Origin of the sequence: Nocardia sp. NPDC002869 (assembly GCF_046764065.1) — a bacterium.
Taxonomy (GTDB): Bacteria; Actinomycetota; Actinomycetes; order Mycobacteriales; family Mycobacteriaceae; genus Nocardia; species Nocardia rhamnosiphila.
This window is the reverse complement of sequence record NZ_JBKOOL010000022.1, coordinates 17,446-34,782: the sequence shown is the minus strand read 5'-3', so window position 1 is coordinate 34,782 and position 17,337 is coordinate 17,446. Positions and strand designations below refer to the sequence as shown.

General features: G+C 69.4%; 18 protein-coding genes. 11 read left to right on the top strand and 7 right to left on the bottom strand.

The genetic code is table 11. From position 1 onward, the window contains the following. Nucleotides 1-57: 57 nt before the first annotated feature. From ACLML9_RS06755 to ACLML9_RS06740, 4 genes are read left to right on the top strand one after another with little or no spacing between them, the layout of a single operon-like run. The gene (locus ACLML9_RS06755) at nt 58-741 is read left to right on the top strand and encodes an alpha/beta hydrolase (RefSeq protein ID WP_411944671.1); all 684 of its coding nucleotides are present in this window, start codon (nt 58-60) and stop codon (nt 739-741) included. A gap of 38 nt (nt 742-779) precedes the next feature. Then, entirely contained in the window at nt 780-1,163 is a 384-nt protein-coding gene (locus ACLML9_RS06750) for a hypothetical protein (protein WP_411944670.1), read from the top strand. Further along, on the top strand, nt 1,156-2,415 hold the full coding sequence (locus ACLML9_RS06745; protein WP_411944669.1) for a WXG100 family type VII secretion target: 1,260 nt from the start codon (nt 1,156-1,158) through the stop codon (nt 2,413-2,415). Before ACLML9_RS06750 ends, ACLML9_RS06745 begins: the two co-directional genes overlap by 8 nt. Beyond that, on the top strand, nt 2,412-3,158 hold the full coding sequence (locus ACLML9_RS06740; protein WP_411944668.1) for an ESX secretion-associated protein EspG: 747 nt from the start codon (nt 2,412-2,414) through the stop codon (nt 3,156-3,158). The genes ACLML9_RS06745 and ACLML9_RS06740 overlap by 4 nt, the downstream gene beginning before the upstream one ends. 191 nt (nt 3,159-3,349) lie before the next feature. Here ACLML9_RS06740 and ACLML9_RS06735 read toward each other — a convergent pair whose 3' ends face one another. After that, nucleotides 3,350-4,129: a hypothetical protein gene (locus tag ACLML9_RS06735; protein ID WP_411944667.1), complete on the bottom strand. Its 780-nt coding sequence runs from the start codon at nt 4,127-4,129 to the stop codon at nt 3,350-3,352. 304 nt (nt 4,130-4,433) lie between these two features. Between ACLML9_RS06735 and ACLML9_RS06730 the strand changes: the two genes are divergently transcribed. The 3 genes from ACLML9_RS06730 to ACLML9_RS06720 all read left to right on the top strand — a co-directional run bounded on the left by ACLML9_RS06730 (nt 4,434) and on the right by ACLML9_RS06720 (nt 6,944). After that, on the top strand, nt 4,434-4,724 hold the full coding sequence (locus ACLML9_RS06730) for a hypothetical protein (protein WP_411944666.1): 291 nt from the start codon (nt 4,434-4,436) through the stop codon (nt 4,722-4,724). A 523-nt stretch (nt 4,725-5,247) separates the two neighbouring features. Then, complete coding sequence (locus ACLML9_RS06725; protein ID WP_411944665.1) at nt 5,248-6,333, top strand: S-(hydroxymethyl)mycothiol dehydrogenase; 1,086 nt, start codon at nt 5,248-5,250, stop codon at nt 6,331-6,333. After that, nucleotides 6,330-6,944, top strand: a complete 615-nt coding sequence (locus tag ACLML9_RS06720) for an MBL fold metallo-hydrolase (RefSeq protein ID WP_411944664.1) — start codon at nt 6,330-6,332, stop codon at nt 6,942-6,944. The genes ACLML9_RS06725 and ACLML9_RS06720 overlap by 4 nt, the downstream gene beginning before the upstream one ends. A 229-nt stretch (nt 6,945-7,173) precedes the next feature. Here ACLML9_RS06720 and ACLML9_RS06715 read toward each other — a convergent pair whose 3' ends face one another. The 6 genes from ACLML9_RS06715 to ACLML9_RS06690 form a co-directional block, all read right to left on the bottom strand. Beyond that, entirely contained in the window at nt 7,174-7,653 is a 480-nt protein-coding gene (locus ACLML9_RS06715; protein ID WP_411944663.1) for a nitroreductase family deazaflavin-dependent oxidoreductase, read from the bottom strand. A gap of 20 nt (nt 7,654-7,673) precedes the next feature. After that, nucleotides 7,674-8,252 carry a TetR/AcrR family transcriptional regulator gene (locus tag ACLML9_RS06710; protein ID WP_039824411.1) on the bottom strand — a complete coding sequence of 193 codons (579 nt, stop codon included), beginning with the start codon at nt 8,250-8,252 and terminating at the stop codon, nt 7,674-7,676. Between the two features lie 18 nt (nt 8,253-8,270). Continuing rightward, entirely contained in the window at nt 8,271-9,737 is a 1,467-nt protein-coding gene (locus ACLML9_RS06705) for an FAD-dependent oxidoreductase (RefSeq protein WP_411944662.1), read from the bottom strand. Then, nucleotides 9,737-10,774: an NAD(P)-dependent oxidoreductase gene (locus ACLML9_RS06700; RefSeq protein ID WP_411944661.1), complete on the bottom strand. Its 1,038-nt coding sequence runs from the start codon at nt 10,772-10,774 to the stop codon at nt 9,737-9,739. Before ACLML9_RS06700 ends, ACLML9_RS06705 begins: the two co-directional genes overlap by 1 nt. After that, nucleotides 10,774-11,523 (bottom strand): SDR family oxidoreductase, encoded by a 750-nt coding sequence (locus ACLML9_RS06695; protein ID WP_411944660.1) that lies wholly within the window; start codon nt 11,521-11,523, stop codon nt 10,774-10,776. Before ACLML9_RS06695 ends, ACLML9_RS06700 begins: the two co-directional genes overlap by 1 nt. A 71-nt stretch (nt 11,524-11,594) precedes the next feature. Continuing rightward, on the bottom strand, nt 11,595-13,064 hold the full coding sequence (locus ACLML9_RS06690; protein WP_411944659.1) for an aldehyde dehydrogenase: 1,470 nt from the start codon (nt 13,062-13,064) through the stop codon (nt 11,595-11,597). Nucleotides 13,065-13,376: 312 nt separating this feature from the next. Here ACLML9_RS06690 and ACLML9_RS06685 point away from each other — a divergent pair, with 312 nt between their 5' ends. The 4 genes from ACLML9_RS06685 to ACLML9_RS06670 are packed head-to-tail and all read left to right on the top strand — an operon-like array spanning nt 13,377 to nt 17,088. Further along, nucleotides 13,377-14,582 (top strand): cytochrome P450, encoded by a 1,206-nt coding sequence (locus ACLML9_RS06685; protein WP_411944658.1) that lies wholly within the window; start codon nt 13,377-13,379, stop codon nt 14,580-14,582. Continuing rightward, nucleotides 14,583-15,383, top strand: a complete 801-nt coding sequence (locus tag ACLML9_RS06680) for an SDR family oxidoreductase (RefSeq protein WP_411944657.1) — start codon at nt 14,583-14,585, stop codon at nt 15,381-15,383. Next, complete coding sequence (locus ACLML9_RS06675; RefSeq protein ID WP_411944656.1) at nt 15,383-16,606, top strand: cytochrome P450; 1,224 nt, start codon at nt 15,383-15,385, stop codon at nt 16,604-16,606. Before ACLML9_RS06680 ends, ACLML9_RS06675 begins: the two co-directional genes overlap by 1 nt. Continuing rightward, nucleotides 16,603-17,088: a glutathione peroxidase gene (locus tag ACLML9_RS06670; RefSeq protein ID WP_411944655.1), complete on the top strand. Its 486-nt coding sequence runs from the start codon at nt 16,603-16,605 to the stop codon at nt 17,086-17,088. Before ACLML9_RS06675 ends, ACLML9_RS06670 begins: the two co-directional genes overlap by 4 nt. Nucleotides 17,089-17,337: the final 249 nt, after the last annotated feature.

The following is a 17,337-nucleotide window of genomic DNA, read 5'->3' as shown; positions in this document are numbered from 1 at the left end:
CCACCGCCGCCGATCGTGGGCCACCAACGGCCTGTCATTCTTTGCCAGAATCCGGCCATGGGTTTCTTCGACGGCGTGCGCGGCCGCCTGCATTATCGGAACCGGCCGGTCGCCGGGGCCGCGACGGGCCTGGTGCTGCTGCCGGGCACCGGCCAGCACAGCGGGCACTACCACGAGTTCGCGCGGCAGCTGAACGGGGCGGGTATCGCCGTCTGGACGCTGGATCCGGCGGGCCAGGGCCTCAGTGAAGGTGATCCCGGCGCCCGCCCGGTCCTGTCCGAACTCGTCGCCGACGCGGCCACGTTCTTCGCCCTGGCGCGGGCGCAGGCTCCGGAACTCCCGCTCACGCTCATGGGGCATTCGCTCGGGGCGATCACCGCGCTCGCGACCCTGGGCGCCACCCCGCCCGCCTTGGACCCCGCCGTCGCGGCGACCCCGGCCGTACCCGCCGACCTGCCGGCCGGACTGGTGCTGTGCGGTACTCCGGCGCGCGCCCTCGACGATCGCGCCGAGGCCGCCGGGCCGCGGCTCCCACCGGTCCTGGCCGTCCACGGGGCGGACGACCGCCGGGCGCCGATCGACCCGGTCCGGGCGTGGGCGCGGCGGCGCGAGGCGGTGGAACTGCGCGAATACGCCGATGCCGGACACGATCTGCTGCACGAGCGCGTGCGCGCCCGGGTGACGGCGGATATCGTGCAGTGGACGCAGGAGATCGTCGCGGGGCCGGTGCGACGACCGTGAAACCCGCTGTGTGACAGCGGAGCAGGAAGGGGGACACGATGCAGCCGAATGCGATCACCACGCTCGATTCCGCCGTCGAAGACGGGCAGCTGTGGATCGACGGCGTCCTGGTGGCCGAGGGTGCGCCGGAACAGTGCGCACTGCGCTACGAACAACTCGCCGACCAGGTGGACGCGCAGATCGACACACTGTCCGCGGCGGTATCGCTGCCCGGCTTCGGGGGATTCGATTCGGGTGCGGCACTACGCTCGGGATTCGAGGGCAAGGCCACCGACGCGATCGCGGCGCTGCGCCGGTACTCCGATACCGCCCGGCAGCTCGCGCACACCTTCCGGGCCGCCGCGGCGGCCTACCGCGAATCCGATACCGATATCGCCGCGGCGCTCGGCGCCGCCGCACCGACGGGAGCCTCCGGTGCGTGAACTACCCCGCGCCGGGGCACGCGGTGTCCACTACCGCGTCGATCCCGAGTACGCCCCCACCGTGGAAGTATTCGACAACCTCACCCACCGGCAGATCCATGCCGGGGTGGCCGCCATGAACCCGTCGGTGCTGCAGAGCGGCGGGCAGGCCTGGCAGGGCGCGGCGACCGGCCTCGCCGACGCGGTGGCGCAGGCGCATACCGAGATCCGCGGCGCCATCGCCGACGGCTGGCGCGGATCGGCGGCCGGTCTGGCCGCGGCCGCGGTCCGCGATTTCGAGGCCGCCGGCCGGCACCTCGCCGATGTGCTCGCCACCGTAGGGCAGCGGCTCGGCCGGGCCGGGGACGCCGCGGAGACACTACGCGCCGCGGTCCCCGAACCCGGCGGCGCCGAACCGGATCTCGCGGCGGCGCTGCTGGACCCGCATGCGGCCACCGGCAATATCGCCGCGCAGCGGGCCGCCGACGACGATCGCGCCGAGGTGGTCCGGATGATGGACAGCGTCTACACCGGCGCCTTCATTCCGACCGGCGCCCAGATCCCCGCCTTTCCCGACCTACCGGACGCGCTGCCCGGCACCGAGGTGCCCGGCGGTGCGGCGGCCGCGCCCGCGGCACCCGGCCCGGAAACCACGGCGGGACAGCGGCCTCCCGCCGCGCCCGCGGGGACGACCGTGGCGGACCAGCAGCCGGCCACGGCTCCGGCCGGAGTCGCGGCCCCGGATGAACCCGGTTCGCCGGCGGTCACGGTCTCGGGTGTCCGGCCCGATACCCCGCACCTCGCTCCGGCCGGGTCCGGCCCCGAGAGCACGACCGCGGCGGCCACCGGGCAGATCGCCGCGCCCGCCACCGCGCCCGCGGCGGCGCCGGTCACCGCTGGAGCCGCGCCGGCGAGTCCGGCCGCGGCGGCGGGTATCCCGCTGTTCGCCGCCCCGGTCCGCCCGGCGGGCTCGACCGGTGACCAGGAACGTTCCCGGGACGAACAGCAGCGGGCCGCGGGAGGCGAGGCGGTCACCGGAATGGGCGCGGGGGCCATCGGCGGGTTGATGGGCGGTGCCATGGCAGCCGATACGGTCCGGTCCGGCACCCCGGTGGCGCCGCGCACCGAGCGGACCGCTCCGGCCGAGGACGATCTCCACTTCGCCGACGAGGAACTCACCTATCTGGAAGCGGGCGAACCGGCGGGGCAGTTGATCGGCGCCCTGGAGCCCACCATTCCGCCGGTGCTGGGCGAGTGGACGGAAGAGGAGTGAACTGGCTCCTCACCCCGGACCAGTTCGCGCTGGCATGGGAACGGACCGTCGGCGACCGGATTCCCTATCCGCTGGCGGTCCGCCTGTCGGCTCGCGATTCCGTCGAGCGCACCGCCCAACTGCCCGCCCTGCGACAGTGGTGCGACGGCACTCTCGACGCCGACCTGGAGGCCGCGCTACGGGTGCTGGCCGGCCCCGAGGTGAGTGTGGAGACGTTCGGACAGGACGGGGACCGGACTCCGGCCGTGCGGATACTCGCCGCCTCGGCGGGCCGTATCGGGGTGGTCGCCACCCAGCGGCCGGGCCCGCAGCCGGACCGAGGCGGCGAACTGCGGATCACTGCCGGCACCGCCACCTCGCTGCCGGTCCGGGTGATCGCGGCCCTGCCGGCCGCGGCCGCCGGCGCCGGGGGGCGGCTGCGCGCGGCGCGCAGCGAGGTCGTCGAGGACGGCCGGGACCGGGTGACCGTCCCGGTGTCCGGGCCCACCGTGGCGACCCGGATCCGTAAGCGGCTCACACTTCCCCGCGACGGAATCGGCCAGATGGTGGTGTCGGTGCACCGGCGCACCGGGCCGGCGCCGTTCGGTGTCCTGTGCTGGGTGGATATCACCGGCGACGGCCGCTACGCGGTCCACACCGGCAAGGATGTCGAGATCGCCCCGGTGGGCGCCGAAGGTTTCACCAATGCCCTGCGGCCCATGATCGCCGCCGCCCAGCGGTCGGTCGCCTACGCCGAACACTGAGTTTCGAGATCTGCTCGGCGGAGCCTGCATTCGAAGTCCGTCCGGCGCCGGCCGCGGGCCGTGGCGCGCAATAGGGAACCGGCACGGTGCCGCAACTCCCCGGCGGCGCGCAGCTGTCGAAACAGCGTGATCGGCCCTCTCGGCGGCGGGGAGAGAGAAGCAGCAGCCGGCACTCGTGGCCGGCCGGTGGATCAGTTACCAGGTGCGACGGTGCCGGTCGGGGTGGGCAGGGGCGGCTGGTCGGCGGAGTCCGGTGTGGTCGCCTCGCCGGTCGTGGGTGCGGCGACCCGGGGCGCGACGGGGATCTGCGTGGGCGTCGACTCCGCCGGGACGTCTTCCGCCGGATCCGTTTCCGGGTACCCCGGCTCGTCTCCCGCGACCGGCGGTTCGGCCGGCACCGGGGGCGGAGATCCGGCGGGCGGCGGGGCGGGGGGTTCGCTGGGTGGTGCGACCGGGGGTTCGGCGGGCGGCGGGCCCGCACCCTCGGGCGGAACCGGGGCGATCACCACGGTGGTGACCGGAGACGGTGCGGGCAGCGAGGATTCGGTGTGGGCCGGTTCCAGCGGCGGGCTCGGCAGCGAGGCGGTGCTCCCACCGGACTCGGCCGGGGCGGCCGAGTCGGGCGTGGCGGACAGAGTGACCCGGCGGGTGGTCTCGCCGGCGGTCGGCTCGGCGCCGGGACCGGTGGATGCGGTGACCGAGATCTGGTATTCGGGCGGGAGGGTGCGCCGGGGCGGCGGCTCCGGGGCCATCCGCCACGACGGGGACGGTGGTATCAGCACTTTCGCGATACCGGTGGAGGGTTCGCCGGTGAACCCCGCCGGTTCCGCGGCCTGCGGACCCGAGCGGATCGGGGGCGGCGGCACATAGGTGTCCTCTTGGCCGATTCCGCACGCGCCGATGAGCACCAGCCCGAGGGAAACCGCCCCGGCGGCCGCCAGTGGTCCGGCGACCTTCGTTTTGCTCTCCATCGGTGACGCTCCTGTGATATGTCAGTGGCCCAACCTTAATTCAGCGCGCCGGGGAGAACTAGACCCCCGTCTGCTGATCCCCTGGTTACCGGGTGTAGAACGGCGGAGAAAGGGGTACGGTTCAGGTATCGAATTGATATCAGCCGCGTGTCGCGGGCTTGTGTCGCGTAACAATCTTCGGGTTGTGGTCGTAGCGTATGTTGCTGAAGTGACGCATGAGGCACCCGGTGTTTTTCTCGGTGACCGTGCACTGAAGTGGTAGGCGCGAAACGATTTCCGGATCGGCGCCATCGAGGAGTAGATGATGGGAGACCAGACCACCACCGACCTGCCGGGCGCGGCGGAGGAATCCGCCGCAGCGGAGGCTCCGGAGCCGGCGGATCCTGTATCGGGTGGTACGGGTGTGACAGTGGGCAGAGTACTGGGCTGGCTGGTCTTCGCCGGTGGGCTGGGTGCGGCGGCTTTCGGTATCGGCACCCTGCACGTGGTCATCACCGTGATCGGTCTCATCCTGGCGTGCACCGCGGGGCTGACCCTGTTGAAGTTGCGCGCCGACGGGCCCGGTCCCGAACCCGAGGCGGGTATCGCCGGCTGAGCCGGCGATCGCGGCCCGTCCCCCTTTCCGGCACTCGCGAGCCGGGCGGTCGCGCGGGTTCGGGCGGCTGCGATTGCGCACTGAGTGGGACAGGTGTCCGATCAGTTTTTCGGGCAGGTGTTCACTCCGCCGCGCGGCCCGTGCGGCCGGTTTTCCGGTTGATCGGGCGTTTGCTCGACTTCGGCTTCGTCGGTACTTTGGGCTCCGGTCGGGTGGGATCGGAAGGAAGAGAAGAACATGATCGAAGCCGGGTCCGCGGCCCTGAATCTGGCGAATCTCGTCACGTCCATCGCCGCCAATGTGACCTATCTGCTGCAGGCCTGGGGAGTTCTCTGAGTGTTTGCCGACAGTGTGGCGGTGCGCCGGGCGGGTGCGCCGCCACACTGCGTTCCGGCTGCTCGTTCGTTGCTGATCGCCCCGGGGGTCGGCCCGCCGGGCGCGGTGGGCACTGCCCGTGTGGCGCGCGGGCGGATAACGTATGCGCTATCGCGCATCGTCGTATTTCCGCCCGAGAGGAGATGCTGTGCCACAGCAGGTTCGAGGTGTCATCGCCCGCCGTTCCGGTGCCCCGGTCGAGCTGGTCCCGATCGTCATACCCGACCCAGGTCCCCGGGACGTGGTGGTGAAGATCCAGGCGTGCGGGGTCTGCCACACCGATCTCACCTACCGCGAAGGCGGGATCAACGACGAGTTCCCGTTCCTGCTCGGCCACGAGGCCGCGGGTGTGGTGGAAACGGTGGGTTCGGCGGTCACCCATGTGGAACCGGGTGATTTCGTCGTCCTGAACTGGCGGGCGGTCTGCGGCCGGTGCCGCGCGTGTAGGCGCGGCCGCCCCTGGTACTGCTTCGACACCTTCAACGCCAGTGTGCCCATGACGCTCGAGGACGGCACCGAACTCACCCCGGCGCTCGGTATCGGCGCCTTCGCCGACAAAACCCTCGTCCACGAAGGACAATGCACCAAGGTCGATCCGGCGACCGACCCGGCGGTGGCCGGTCTGCTGGGCTGTGGCGTGATGGCGGGTGTGGGCGCGGCAGTGAACACCGGCAATGTCGGCCGCGGCGATTCGGTGGCGGTACTGGGCTGCGGTGGGGTCGGCGACGCGGCGATCGCCGGCGCCCGGCTGGCCGGCGCGGGCACCATCATCGCGGTGGACACCGACGCCCGGAAACTCGACTGGGCGCGCGAACTCGGCGCGACCCACACCATCGATGCGTCCGCCACCGACGCGGTCGCCGGAATCCAGGACCTCACCGGGGGATTCGGCGCCGATGTGGTGATCGACGCGGTCGGCCGCCCGGAGACCTGGAAGCAGGCGTTCTACGCGCGCGATCTGGCCGGCACCGTGGTGCTGGTCGGGGTGCCGACCCCGGATATGACGCTGGAGATGCCGCTGATCGATTTCTTCAGCCGCGGTGGGGCGCTGAAATCGTCCTGGTACGGGGATTGCCTGCCGGAGAGGGATTTCCCGATGCTGATCGACCTGTATCGGCAGGGCCGGTTGCCGCTGGACAAGTTCGTGACCGAGCGGATCACGCTGGACGCGGTGGAGCAGGCCTTCCACACCATGCACGGTGGACAGGTCCTGCGCTCGGTGGTGGTCCTGTGACGGCCCGGGTCGAACGGATCGTCACCGAGGGGCAGTTCTGCCTCGACGGCGGCTGCTGGGATGTGGCGAACAATATCTGGCTCGTGGGCGACGGCAATGAAGTACTGATCATCGACGCCGCGCACGACGCGCAGCCGATTCTCGGCGCCGTGGCCGGGCGCCGGGTGACCGCCGTAGTGTGCACGCACGCGCACAACGATCACGTCACCGTGGCGCCCACCTTGTCGGCGGCGACGGGTGCGCCGATCTTCCTGCATCCCGGCGACGATGTGCTCTGGCAGCAGACCCATCCCGGCGTGGAGTACCGGCCGCTGGCCGACGGTGAGGTTTTCCGGGTCGGTGGCGCGGAACTACGGGTCCTGCACACGCCGGGGCATTCACCGGGGTCGTGCTGCCTGTACTCCGCGGCGAGCGGTGAGGTCTTCAGCGGCGATACGTTGTTCGAGGGCGGCCCCGGCGCGACCGGCCGGTCCTATTCCGACTATCCGACCATCCTCGCCTCCATCAACGAGCGACTGTTCGCGCTACCCGAGCAGACGGTGGTCCATACCGGGCACGGACCCGACACCACTGTCGGCGCCGAGCGGGCCAATGTGCCCGCGCAGGCCTGAGAATCCATACGCCGATTCGGCGCTGCCCCACGGGTACCGCCGAATCGGCGCGCTCCGCGCCGCCGAGAGGTGATCGCCGAAGCTCCGGACCAGGGGCGCCGCCGCGGCCGGCGGGCGTTCTCGGCCCACGGGCGGCCCGGGCGATACCGGCACGGAGCCGGCCGCGCGGTGGTCACCACGGCGAACCGCGTGATCGGTGGCCGGGGACCGGCCGAGAACACCTGAACCGTCAGACGGTGCGGGGGACCAGCACGAACACCGGGATGCGGCGTTCGGTCCACGACTGGTAGTTGTCGAAATCCGCGTACAGTTCGAGCAGTTTCGGCCACAGCCGGTCCCGTTCGGCGTCGTCGGCGAGGCGGGCCCGCACCGGGATCCGGTCCTTGCCGATCTGCACGGTGGTATCCGGCTGCGCGACGAGGTTGTAGTACCACTGCGGGTTCTTCGGCAGCCCGCCCTGCGACGCGACCACGATGATGTTCGCATCGTCGCGCAGGAACAGCAGCGGCGCCGTGAACTGCTTACCGGATTTGCGGCCGGTATGTTCCAGCAGCAGGGTGGGCACCGGTTTGCGGAAGCCCGACCCGACCCGCCAGGTGCCGCCGATCCGGCCGCCCGTCTTCCGGTAGGCCCAGGTATTGATCTTGGACATGTACTTGATGGCAGTCGGCACGAACGGCGAGTCGAGCTGTTTGGGGCGGTTGTTCATACTTCTCGGAGCTCCGATGCTCAGCGCAGGATCAACAGCGCGGATTTCTCGATGAGGTCGGCGATATCGGCGTAGGAGGCGTAGCCCATACCGGCCCGGACGAGGGCGCCCGCGTAGACCAGTTCCAGCGAGACGACCACCTCCGGGTCCGGGTCGGGGCCCAGCGCGCGTTCGATCCGGGTGCGGATCTCCAGGCCGATGCGGGCGCGCAGATGGGCCACATCGGGATCGCGGCCGAGCATCGCGCTGGTGACCGCGCCGGAGACCTCCTGGTCGTCGGCGACCAGCATGGCGATGGCCCGCAGCTCGGCCACCACCCGGACCGTGGGGTCGGGATCCTCGCTGACCGGTGAGGGCGCCGCCACCAGCCGCCGCCAGAAGATCTCGGCGACCAGATGTTCCTTCGACGAGAAATAGGTGTACGCGGTGGCGGTGCCCACACCGGCCGCGGCGGCGACCATCCGGATGGTCATTCCCGCGAACCCCTCGCGGGTCAGTACCTCCACCGCGGCCTTCGTCAGTTTGTCGACCGTATCGGCCTGTTTCGCGGACAGGCGCCGACGGGTGGCTTCGACGACGAGGGGTTCACCTTCGGACATGTGTCTGAATGTACCGTTTCAGTTCTTCGCGGCCGCAATCCCGGCCCGGCGCCCGTAGAAACTGCCGTCACCCAGCGAGGTCCCGCTGGCGTATCCGCCCGCGCAGACCCCGGAGGTGCAGCGGCCCGCGGCGAACAGCCCGGGGATGGGTTCGCCGTTCACGTGCAGGACCCGCGAATCCAGATCGGTGCGCAGACCGCCCAGGGTGAATCCCGCGGTGAATCCGCGCATATCGAACGCGGCGAACGGGCCCTCCAGCGGTTTCGTCCACTCCGCTTTCTTGCCCAGCAGCGGATCCTGACCGTTCGCGGCGTGCTTGTTGTACAGCTCGACCGTGGTCTGCAGGGCCAGTTCGGGCAGGCCGATATCGGATTCGAGTTCGGCGATCGTCTCCGCCGCCCAGGTCGGCGGCTGGCGGAAGAACGGGGTGGAGGTCTCGGTGGTCAGCGATTCCTCGTAGGCGGCCTCGCCGATGATCAGGAATGCCTGGTTCTCCTGGTGGAACAGGGTCATCTGCCCGATCCGCCCGGGATAGGTGTCCTCGGGGACATACCGCTGGCCGCGGCCGTTCACCAGGATGCCGCGCGCCATCATCTGCGGATCGCCGAAGAACGCGACCTCGGTGGCGTCCATATGGGCCAGATCGGCGCCGAGCGCCTGCGCGATCCGGATGGCGATCCCGTCGTGTTCCTCGATGGCGGCGCCCGGACGGCCCATGAGCCGCGGCGCGAAACCCTCGATCATCTGATCGTGGTAGGCGAAACTGCCGGTGGCCAGGACGACCCCGCGCTCGGCCCGGATGGTCAATTCCTTGCCGTACTGTTTGGCGACCACTCCGACGACCCGGTCGCCGTCGACGATCAGGCGCTGGATCCGGGTGTCGTATTCGGCTGCGACTCCGAGCTTCTCGGCGGTTTCGGCCAGCGGTTTCATCAGCATGTAGCCGCCGCCCTTGGAACCGGTCTGCTTGTTGCTCATCTGCGGGACGTGGCCGCGCGGAGCCGGGTCGGCGACGGTGTTGAACGGGGCCGCGTTCTCCCCGCCGGAGTACATCAGTCCCTCGTCGTGCGGGGGCTCCCAGCCGGGTTCGTCCCAGAATTCCTCTTTGAAGGGCACGCCGTTGGCCACCAGCCACTCGTAGTGTTCGACACTGCCGCGGCAGTAGTCGGCGATTTTCGCGCGGTCCACCCCCGGACCCAGCGCGGCGACCATGAACTTCTCCATGTTCTCCGGGCTGTCGGCAAAACCGAGTGCCTTCTGCAACGGCGTGCCGCCACCGAGATAGATGAAACCGCCGGCCAGCGCCGCCGCACCGCCCCAGCCGCTGGTGCGTTCCAGGATCAGCACGCTCGACCCGGCCCGCGCCGCCTCGATCGCGGCGCAGACACCGGCGATCCCATAGCCGGCCACGACCACATCGGCGGTGCGGGCCCACGCGGTGACCTCGGCGGCGGGTAACGGTCGGAGAGAGATGGGGTCGGCCATTATTCGGATTCCTTACTGTCGTTCTGCGCGCCGGCTGCCGGGGTCCCCGGTGCGGCCTGCTGTGCGGCGATGGTGGCACGTCCCGATGCGGGGGTGGGGTGGCCGTCCCGCTCAGCGGTGGGGGCGTCTTGCGGCGGGGCGGCGGCTCCGTACCGCGCGGCGGCGATCTCGCCCCGTCCGACGCCCAGCCCCTCGCCGAGGCGCGTCAGCGCCAGCGCGGCCAAGGGGAGCTCGGCGTCGACTCGGCCGCCCAGGTCGAGAGCCAGTGACAGATCCTTCTCCCCGAGTTCCCGGACATGGGTCAGAATCGGTAACCAGAAATCGCCCTCCTCGATGGGGGCGGTGGTACCGCGCAGCATGATCGAACCCGCCCCGCCGGTCACCGCGTCGGAGTGGCGGACCACCTGGCCCAGCGCGCTGATATCGAGCCCGGCTGCCTCGGCCAGCCGCTGTGCCTCGGCGGCGGCGGTGAACGAGATGAAATGCAGCAGGTTGCGGGCCAGCTTCATACGGGTACCGGCCCCGACCTCACCGGCGTGGACCACGAGATCGGCGAAACAGCCGAAGGGTTCGCGCACCGCCGCGACCGCCTCGGCACTACCGCCGATCATCACGGCCAGCCGGCCGCTGTTCGCGCCCGCGGCCCCGCCGCTGATCGGGGCATCGACCAGGTGCACGCCGCGTTCGGCGCAGAGCCGGGCGAATTCGACCGCGGACTCGTCGCCGATGGTGGAGTGCACGGCCACCACGGTGCCCGGCGCGGCGGTGCTCAATACCCCGTGCGCGCCGGTGAGTACGCCGCGGACCTGCCGGTCGTTCACCACCGCGATACTGATGACCCCGCATTTCGCGGCCAGTTCGGCCGCGGTGGCGGCGGCCTCGGCGCCCGCGGTGGTGAACGGTTCCACCGCCTCGGGCCGGGTATCGCAGACGGTGAGACCGCCGGACCAGTCCAGCAGTCTCTTCGCTATCGGCGCGCCCATATCGCCCAGGCCGATGAAACCGACCCGGGTGCTGCCGGCGGCGTCCGCGCTCACTACCGGATCACCTGGCCGCCGTCGACGCAGAAGATCTGCCCGGTGACCCAGGAGGCGTCGTCGGAGAGCAGGTAGAGCAGGGCGCCGGCCATATCGTCGGGTGTGCCCATCCGCTTGAGCGGCAACCGGTTCACCATATCCTCGACCATGCTCGCGGGCGTGGTGGTCTTGGTGGCCTCGGTATCGGTGGGCCCCGGGGCGATCGCGTTGACCCGGATGTTCGAGCCGCCGAGTTCGGTGGCCAGCTGCTGGGTGAGTCCGTTGATCCCGACCTTCGCCAGACCGTAGAAGCCGGAGTACACCCAGGCCGCCGTGGAGGACTGGTTGACGATCGAACCGCCGCCGCCTGCCGCCATGTTCTCCCAGACCGCGCGGGTCATCACCAGGGCGCCGTCCAGGTTCACCGACATGAACTTCTTGTAGTAGTCCCAGGGCACGGTGAGCAGCAGATCGAGGTTCATCCCGCTGTAGATGGCGGCGTTGTTCACCAGATGGTCGATCCTGCCGTACTTCTCGACGGTGAAATCGGCCAGTGCCTTCGCCGATTCGGGATCCGAGACGTCGACGGTGTGGAACGACGCGGTACCGCCGTCGGCCACGATCTTCTCGGCGACGGCGGTACCGCCCTCTTCGTTCAGATCCGCGACGACGACCGACGCGCCCGCGGCGGCCAGCGCCTGCGCGTAGACCTCGCCGATACCGCGGGCGGCGCCGGTGACGATGGCGGTCCTACCGGTGAAACGAGCCATGGGATGAGCTCCTCGTTGATCGGGAAAGCTGGGTCGGAAAAGGTTCCGCTGCTGTGGGGCCGGTCGCGCGCCTACTGCGCGGTGGCGACGAGTTTGGTCTCCAGGTACTCCTCGAACCCGGCGACGCCCATCTCGCGGCCGATACCGGACTGTTTGTAGCCGCCGAAGGGCGCGTCGGCGCTGTACCACATACCGCCGTTGACGCCGAGCGTGCCGGTGCGCACCCGGTCGGTGACCCGGCGGATCCGCTCGGGGTCCTTCCCCCACACCGCGCCGGACAGGCCGTAGGGGGAGTCGTTGGCGATCCGGATGGCGTCCTCGTCGCCGTCGTAGGGGAGCACCACCAGGACCGGGCCGAAGATCTCCTCCTGGGCGGCCTTCGCGCTGTTGTCCAGGTCGGCGATGACGGTGGGTTCGACGTAGAAACCACGGTCGTGTTCGGCCGGGCGGCCGCCGCCGGCCACGATCCGGCCGCCGTCGGCGCGGGCGCTGTCGATATAGCCGAGCACCCTGGTGCGCTGCCGGTCGGAGATCACCGGACCGCAGACGGTGCCGGGGCTCGTCGGATCGCCCGGACGGATACCACGCATGGTGTTCGCGGCGGCCTCCAGCGCCTCCTCGTACTTGTGCCGCGGTACCAGCAGGCGGGTGGACAGGGCGCAACCCTGGCCGGCGTGCACACACAGCGAGAACCCGGCGTAGCCCACCGCGGTGGCGAGATCGGCGTCGTCGAGCACGATGAACGCCGACTTCCCGCCGAGTTCGAGGAAGGTCTTCTTGAGATTGGCCGCGGCCGACGCCATCACGGCGCGGCCGGTATTGGTGGACCCGGTGAAACTGATCAGATCGACCCGCGGATCACCGGAGAGCTGTGCGCCGAGGCCGTGATCGGCGGAGGTGACGATATTGACCACCCCGGGCGGGATCTCGGTCTCCTCGGTGATGATCGAGGCCAGCGCCGCCGCGCACCACGGAGTGTCCGGGGCGGGTTTGAGGACGACGGTGTTGCCGGCGGCCAGCGCCGGGCCCAATTTCGCGAAGTTGATCTGGTGCGGGAAGTTCCACGGGGTGATCGCGCCGACCACGCCGACCGCTTCGCGGCGCAGCGCCCGGTGGGTGCTGATGCCCATCGGCGCGGCCACCCCGAGTTCGGTTTCCCATTCGTAGTTCGCGGCCAGTCGGGTGGGGAAGCCCAGGTCCTCGACGGGTCCGTCGAGCTGGGGTCCGCTGGTGAACATGATCGGCGCGCCCACCTCGGCGACGGTGATCTCGCGCAGCTCCTCCGCGTGCGCCTTCAGGCCGGCCTGCAATTGCTCCAGGCAGCGCACCCGGAACGCGTGGTCCCGGGACCATTCGGTGGCGTCGAAGGCGGTGCGGGCGGCGGCGATGGCGGCATTCATATCGGCGGCGTCCGCGTCGGCCGCGATGCCGATGACCTCTTCGGTCGCCGGGTTCACATTGTCGAACACGCCGTTGCCGCCGGGCACGAGGCTGCCGCCGATCAGCAGTCGAGAACTGTCGCCGGGCAGAAGACTGTTCATGAAAGACCCCAATACTGTCTGGACAGGTGTATGGAATATAGTCCGGACTCTTTCTCGAGTGCAAGAACGGGTTCTATCGTTCGGCGCTCCGTGCTGATCGTGCCGCACACTCGCCCCGGAGGGGTGGGGTAGCCTGGGTCGATATTCCCGTTCGGCTGTCCCAGTGCTCCTGAGCAGTCAATTCCCGTACGATCATTGTCGCGCGGGCGCGCCGCTGGTACCGTCCAGACACATGTCCAGCTATGTGTCTCTCCCCCGCGGCCGATCGGTCGCGCCCGGCGAGAACTCGTTATCGAAACAGAGGTGGGTCCGATGACGGCCGCATCGTTGGAGCCGGTGGCGTTCGATCCCTACGACTACGTCTTCCACGAAGACCCGTACCCGGTCTACGCCCGGCTGCGCGCGGAGGCGCCGCTCTACTACAACCCCGAACTCGATTTCTACGCGCTGTCGCGGCACGCGGATGTCACCGCGGGATTCCGCAACGCCGCCGCGCTGTCGAATGCCAACGGCGTCTCGCTCGACCCCGCGGCCTGGGGTCCGCACGCGCACAAGACCATGTCGTTCCTCGCCATGGACGACCCCCGGCATATGCGGATGCGCAAGCTGGTGTTCAAAGGTTTCACCCCCAAGCGGGTGGCCGATATGGAGACCCGCATCCGGCAACTGACACTGGGATACCTGGAACCGGCGCTCGAGCGCGGTGAATTCGACTGGATCCAGGACTTCGCGGGCAAACTTCCGATGGACGTCATCTCCGAGCTGATGGGGGTGCCGGCCGCCGACCGCGACGAGATCCGCCATATGGCCGATATGGTCATGCATCGCGAGGACGGGGTGACCGATGTCCCGGATTCGGCGATCGAGGCCTCGCTGAACCTGGTGGTCTACTACTCGGACATGGTCGCGCAGCGCCGGGAGAACCCCACCGACGACCTCACCTCCGCGCTGCTCGGAGCCGAGATCGACGGCGACCGGCTCACCGACGACGAGATCATCGGATTCATGTTCCTGATGGTGGTGGCCGGGAACGAGACCACCACCAAACTGCTGGGCAACGCCCTGTACTGGGCCGGCCGCAACCCGGCGGAATACGCCAAGGTCGCCGCCGATCCGGAGCGGGTCCCGGACTGGGTCGAGGAGACCCTGCGCTACGACACCTCCAGCCAGATCGTCGCGCGGACCGCCACCGCGGATCTGGAGTACCACGGCCGGGTCGTCCCGGCGGGGTCCAAGGTGCTGCTGCTGATCGGTTCGGCCAACCGGGACGGCGAGGTCTTCGACAATGCCGACAGCTACGACCTGGACCGCGCCGAGAAGGGCAATCCGGCCAGCTTCGGCGCCGGTGTGCATTTCTGTCTCGGCGCCCATCTGGCCCGCCTGGAAGCGACGGTCGCGCTGCGCGAATTCGCCGCGCGGGTGAAGTCCTACCGGGTGCGCGAGGACGAATTCGTCCGCGTGCACTCGTCCAATGTGCGGGGCTTCGCCAAGCTCCCGATCTCCGTGGAGGTGCGGTAGATGCCCCGGTTCGATCCCCATCCCGAGAAGCGGCCGACCATCGTGGCCGGCGCCTCGTCGGGTATCGGCGCCGCCACCGCCGCGGAGTTGGCCGCGCAGGGCCATCCGGTGGCGCTCGGCGCGCGCCGGGTGGAAATCCTGGAAGAACTGGCCGGGAAGATCCGGGCCGAGGGCGGTACCGCGTTCGCCCACCGCCTCGATGTGACCGACCAGGCCTCGGTGGACGAATTCGTCGCCGCCGCCGAGGCGGCCATCGGGCCCACCGAGGTCCTGGTCTCCGGGGCCGGTGATATCGAATTCGGCCTCATCCAGGACATGGACCCGGCCGATTTCGCGCATCAGGTGCAGATCCATCTGATCGGCGCGCATCGGATGGCCCATGCGGTGCTGCCCGGCATGCTGGCCCGCCGGCGCGGCGACGTGGTGCTGATCAGTTCCGATTGCGCGCCGCTGCCGCGGCCGTGGAACGGGGCCTACAGCGCGGCCAAGGCCGGCGTCGAGGCGATGGTGCAGCAGCTGCGGATGGAACTCGAGGGCACCGGTATCCGGGCCTCGCTGGTCCGGCCCGGTCCGACCGTGACCGGGATGGGCATGAACGCCTCGCCCGAGGTGGTGGGGCCGCTGCTGGAGTCCTGGCAGGCCTGGGGGCTGGCACGGCATCCGTACATGCTGCGGGCCTCCGATCTGGCCCGGGCGGTATCCGCGGTCGTCGGCACCCCGCGGGGTGCCCATCTCGTGCTGGTCGAGGTGCAACCGGAAGCGCCGCTGCGGCCGCTCCCGGGAGAAGGAAAGGACTCCTGATGTCAATGGCACTGCCCCCGGGTTTCGATTTCACCGACCCCGCACTGTGGGCCGCTCGCAGTCCGGTCGAGGAATTCGCGCTCCTGCGCCGGACGGCGCCGGTGTGGTGGAACGCCCAATCCGACGAGACCTCGGGCGGTTTCAACGACGGCGGCTACTGGGTGGTCAGCACGCTGGAGGACGTCAAGGAGCTGTCCCGCAACCCGGAGCTGTACTCCTCACAGCAGAAGGGGTCCATCGTCCGGCTGCCCGGCGATATCACCCCCGACCAGATGCAACTCACCGAGGCGCTGCTGGTGAACATGGATCCCCCGAAGCATTCCAAGGTGCGGCGGATCATCTCCAAGGGTTTCACCCCGCGGGCGGTGGAGGGTTTGCGCGCGGCGCTCACCGAGCGCGCGCACCGCATCGTGCACGAGGCGAAGAAGAGCGGCGGTGGCGATTTCGTCACCCAGGTCGCCTGCGAACTGCCCCTGCAGGCGATCGCCGAACTGCTGGGGGTCCCGCAGGAGGACCGGCGCAAGGTGTTCGACTGGTCGAATCAGATGCTCAACTACGACGATCCCGAATACGGCGACCCGACCGTGGCCTCGGCGGAGATCCTCGGCTACGCCTGGAACATGGCCGAACAGCGGCGGTCGTGTCCGGCCGACGATATCGTGACCCAGCTGGTCGATGCCGATGTCGACGGGGAGGGGCTGGCCTCCGACGAGTTCGGGTTCTTCGTCATCCTGCTCGCGGTGGCCGGTAACGAGACCACTCGCAATGCCATCACCCACGGGATGAAGGCGTTCGTGGACAACCCGGAACAGTGGGCGCTGTACCGGGAGCAGCGGCCGCGGACCGCGCCGGACGAGATCGTGCGCTGGGCCACTCCGGTGACCGCGTTCCAGCGCACCGCCACCGCCGATCACGTCCTGGGCGGGCAGGAGATCAAGAAGGGGCAGCGCCTCGGATTGTTCTACAGCTCGGCCAATTTCGACGAAGAAGGGTTCGACGAACCGTTCACCTTCGATATCCTGCGCGATCCGAATCCGCATGTCGGATTCGGCGGTACCGGCACCCATTACTGTGTGGGCGCCAATCTGGCCCGGCTGGAAATCGACCTGATGTTCAACGCGATCGCCGATGCCATACCCGACCTGAAATCCGTTTCCGATCCGGTACGGTTGCGATCGGGGTGGATCAACGGAATCAAGAGTTGGCAGGTGCGGTACGAATGAACATTCGGGATATTCCGGTGAACACACTGTCGGGTTCGGCGTCCACGCTCGGTGAGCTGGTCGGCGACCGGGTGGTGCTGCTGGTGAACGTCGCGTCGAAATGCGGTCTCACACCGCAGTACACCGGGTTGGTCGACCTGCAGAAGAGCTACGGTGACCGCGGTTTCAGTGTGGTCGGTGTGCCGTGCAACCAGTTCATGGGGCAGGAGCCGGGCAGCGCCGAGGAGATCCAGCAGTTCTGTTCCATCACCTACGGTGTGGACTTTCCCCTGCTGGAGAAGGTCGAGGTGAACGGCGACGGCCGGCATCCGCTGTACCGGGAGATCATCGAAACGCCCGACGCCGAGGGCGCGGCCGGTGATGTGCAGTGGAACTTCGAGAAGTTCCTGATCGACCGGGACGGCAGTGTGGTGGGGCGTTTCCGGCCCACCACCACACCGGATGCGGACACGCTGGTCGCGGCGATCGAGAAAGCGCTGTAATCGATGCCGTAACGGCTTATGATCGAGGCCCGATCACCCAGTGGTGAGCGGGCCTTTTTCACTTTCTACCTGCGAAAACAGCGTGATACGGCGCAATCCGGACGTGATCGGTGAAAACCGCCCGCCCGGATTGAATCGGCCATAACATGGACAACTGTCTGGACATAAATCCGGTTCAGTTCGGCACGCCGGGGCGCCGAACGGCTTGAGGCAGGTGAGTGGTGGTACCGATACACAATCGGTCCGATC

What these genes read in the sequence shown, in the direction of transcription:
- ACLML9_RS06715 (WP_411944663.1), bottom strand. Translation starts at nt 7,653, where the DNA reads ATGAACAACCGCCCCAAACAGCTCGACTCGCCGTTCGTGCCGACTGCC.
- ACLML9_RS06705 (WP_411944662.1), bottom strand. Translation starts at nt 9,737, where the DNA reads ATGGCCGACCCCATCTCTCTCCGACCGTTACCCGCCGCCGAGGTCACC.
- ACLML9_RS06695 (WP_411944660.1), bottom strand. Translation starts at nt 11,523, where the DNA reads ATGGCTCGTTTCACCGGTAGGACCGCCATCGTCACCGGCGCCGCCCGC.
- ACLML9_RS06680 (WP_411944657.1), top strand. Translation starts at nt 14,583, where the DNA reads ATGCCCCGGTTCGATCCCCATCCCGAGAAGCGGCCGACCATCGTGGCC.
- ACLML9_RS06730 (WP_411944666.1), top strand. Translation starts at nt 4,434, where the DNA reads ATGGGAGACCAGACCACCACCGACCTGCCGGGCGCGGCGGAGGAATCC.
- ACLML9_RS06755 (WP_411944671.1), top strand. Translation starts at nt 58, where the DNA reads ATGGGTTTCTTCGACGGCGTGCGCGGCCGCCTGCATTATCGGAACCGG.
- ACLML9_RS06670 (WP_411944655.1), top strand. Translation starts at nt 16,603, where the DNA reads ATGAACATTCGGGATATTCCGGTGAACACACTGTCGGGTTCGGCGTCC.
- ACLML9_RS06675 (WP_411944656.1), top strand. Translation starts at nt 15,383, where the DNA reads ATGTCAATGGCACTGCCCCCGGGTTTCGATTTCACCGACCCCGCACTG.
- ACLML9_RS06735 (WP_411944667.1), bottom strand. Translation starts at nt 4,129, where the DNA reads ATGGAGAGCAAAACGAAGGTCGCCGGACCACTGGCGGCCGCCGGGGCG.
- ACLML9_RS06750 (WP_411944670.1), top strand. Translation starts at nt 780, where the DNA reads ATGCAGCCGAATGCGATCACCACGCTCGATTCCGCCGTCGAAGACGGG.
- ACLML9_RS06690 (WP_411944659.1), bottom strand. Translation starts at nt 13,064, where the DNA reads ATGAACAGTCTTCTGCCCGGCGACAGTTCTCGACTGCTGATCGGCGGC.
- ACLML9_RS06710 (WP_039824411.1), bottom strand. Translation starts at nt 8,252, where the DNA reads ATGTCCGAAGGTGAACCCCTCGTCGTCGAAGCCACCCGTCGGCGCCTG.
- ACLML9_RS06685 (WP_411944658.1), top strand. Translation starts at nt 13,377, where the DNA reads ATGACGGCCGCATCGTTGGAGCCGGTGGCGTTCGATCCCTACGACTAC.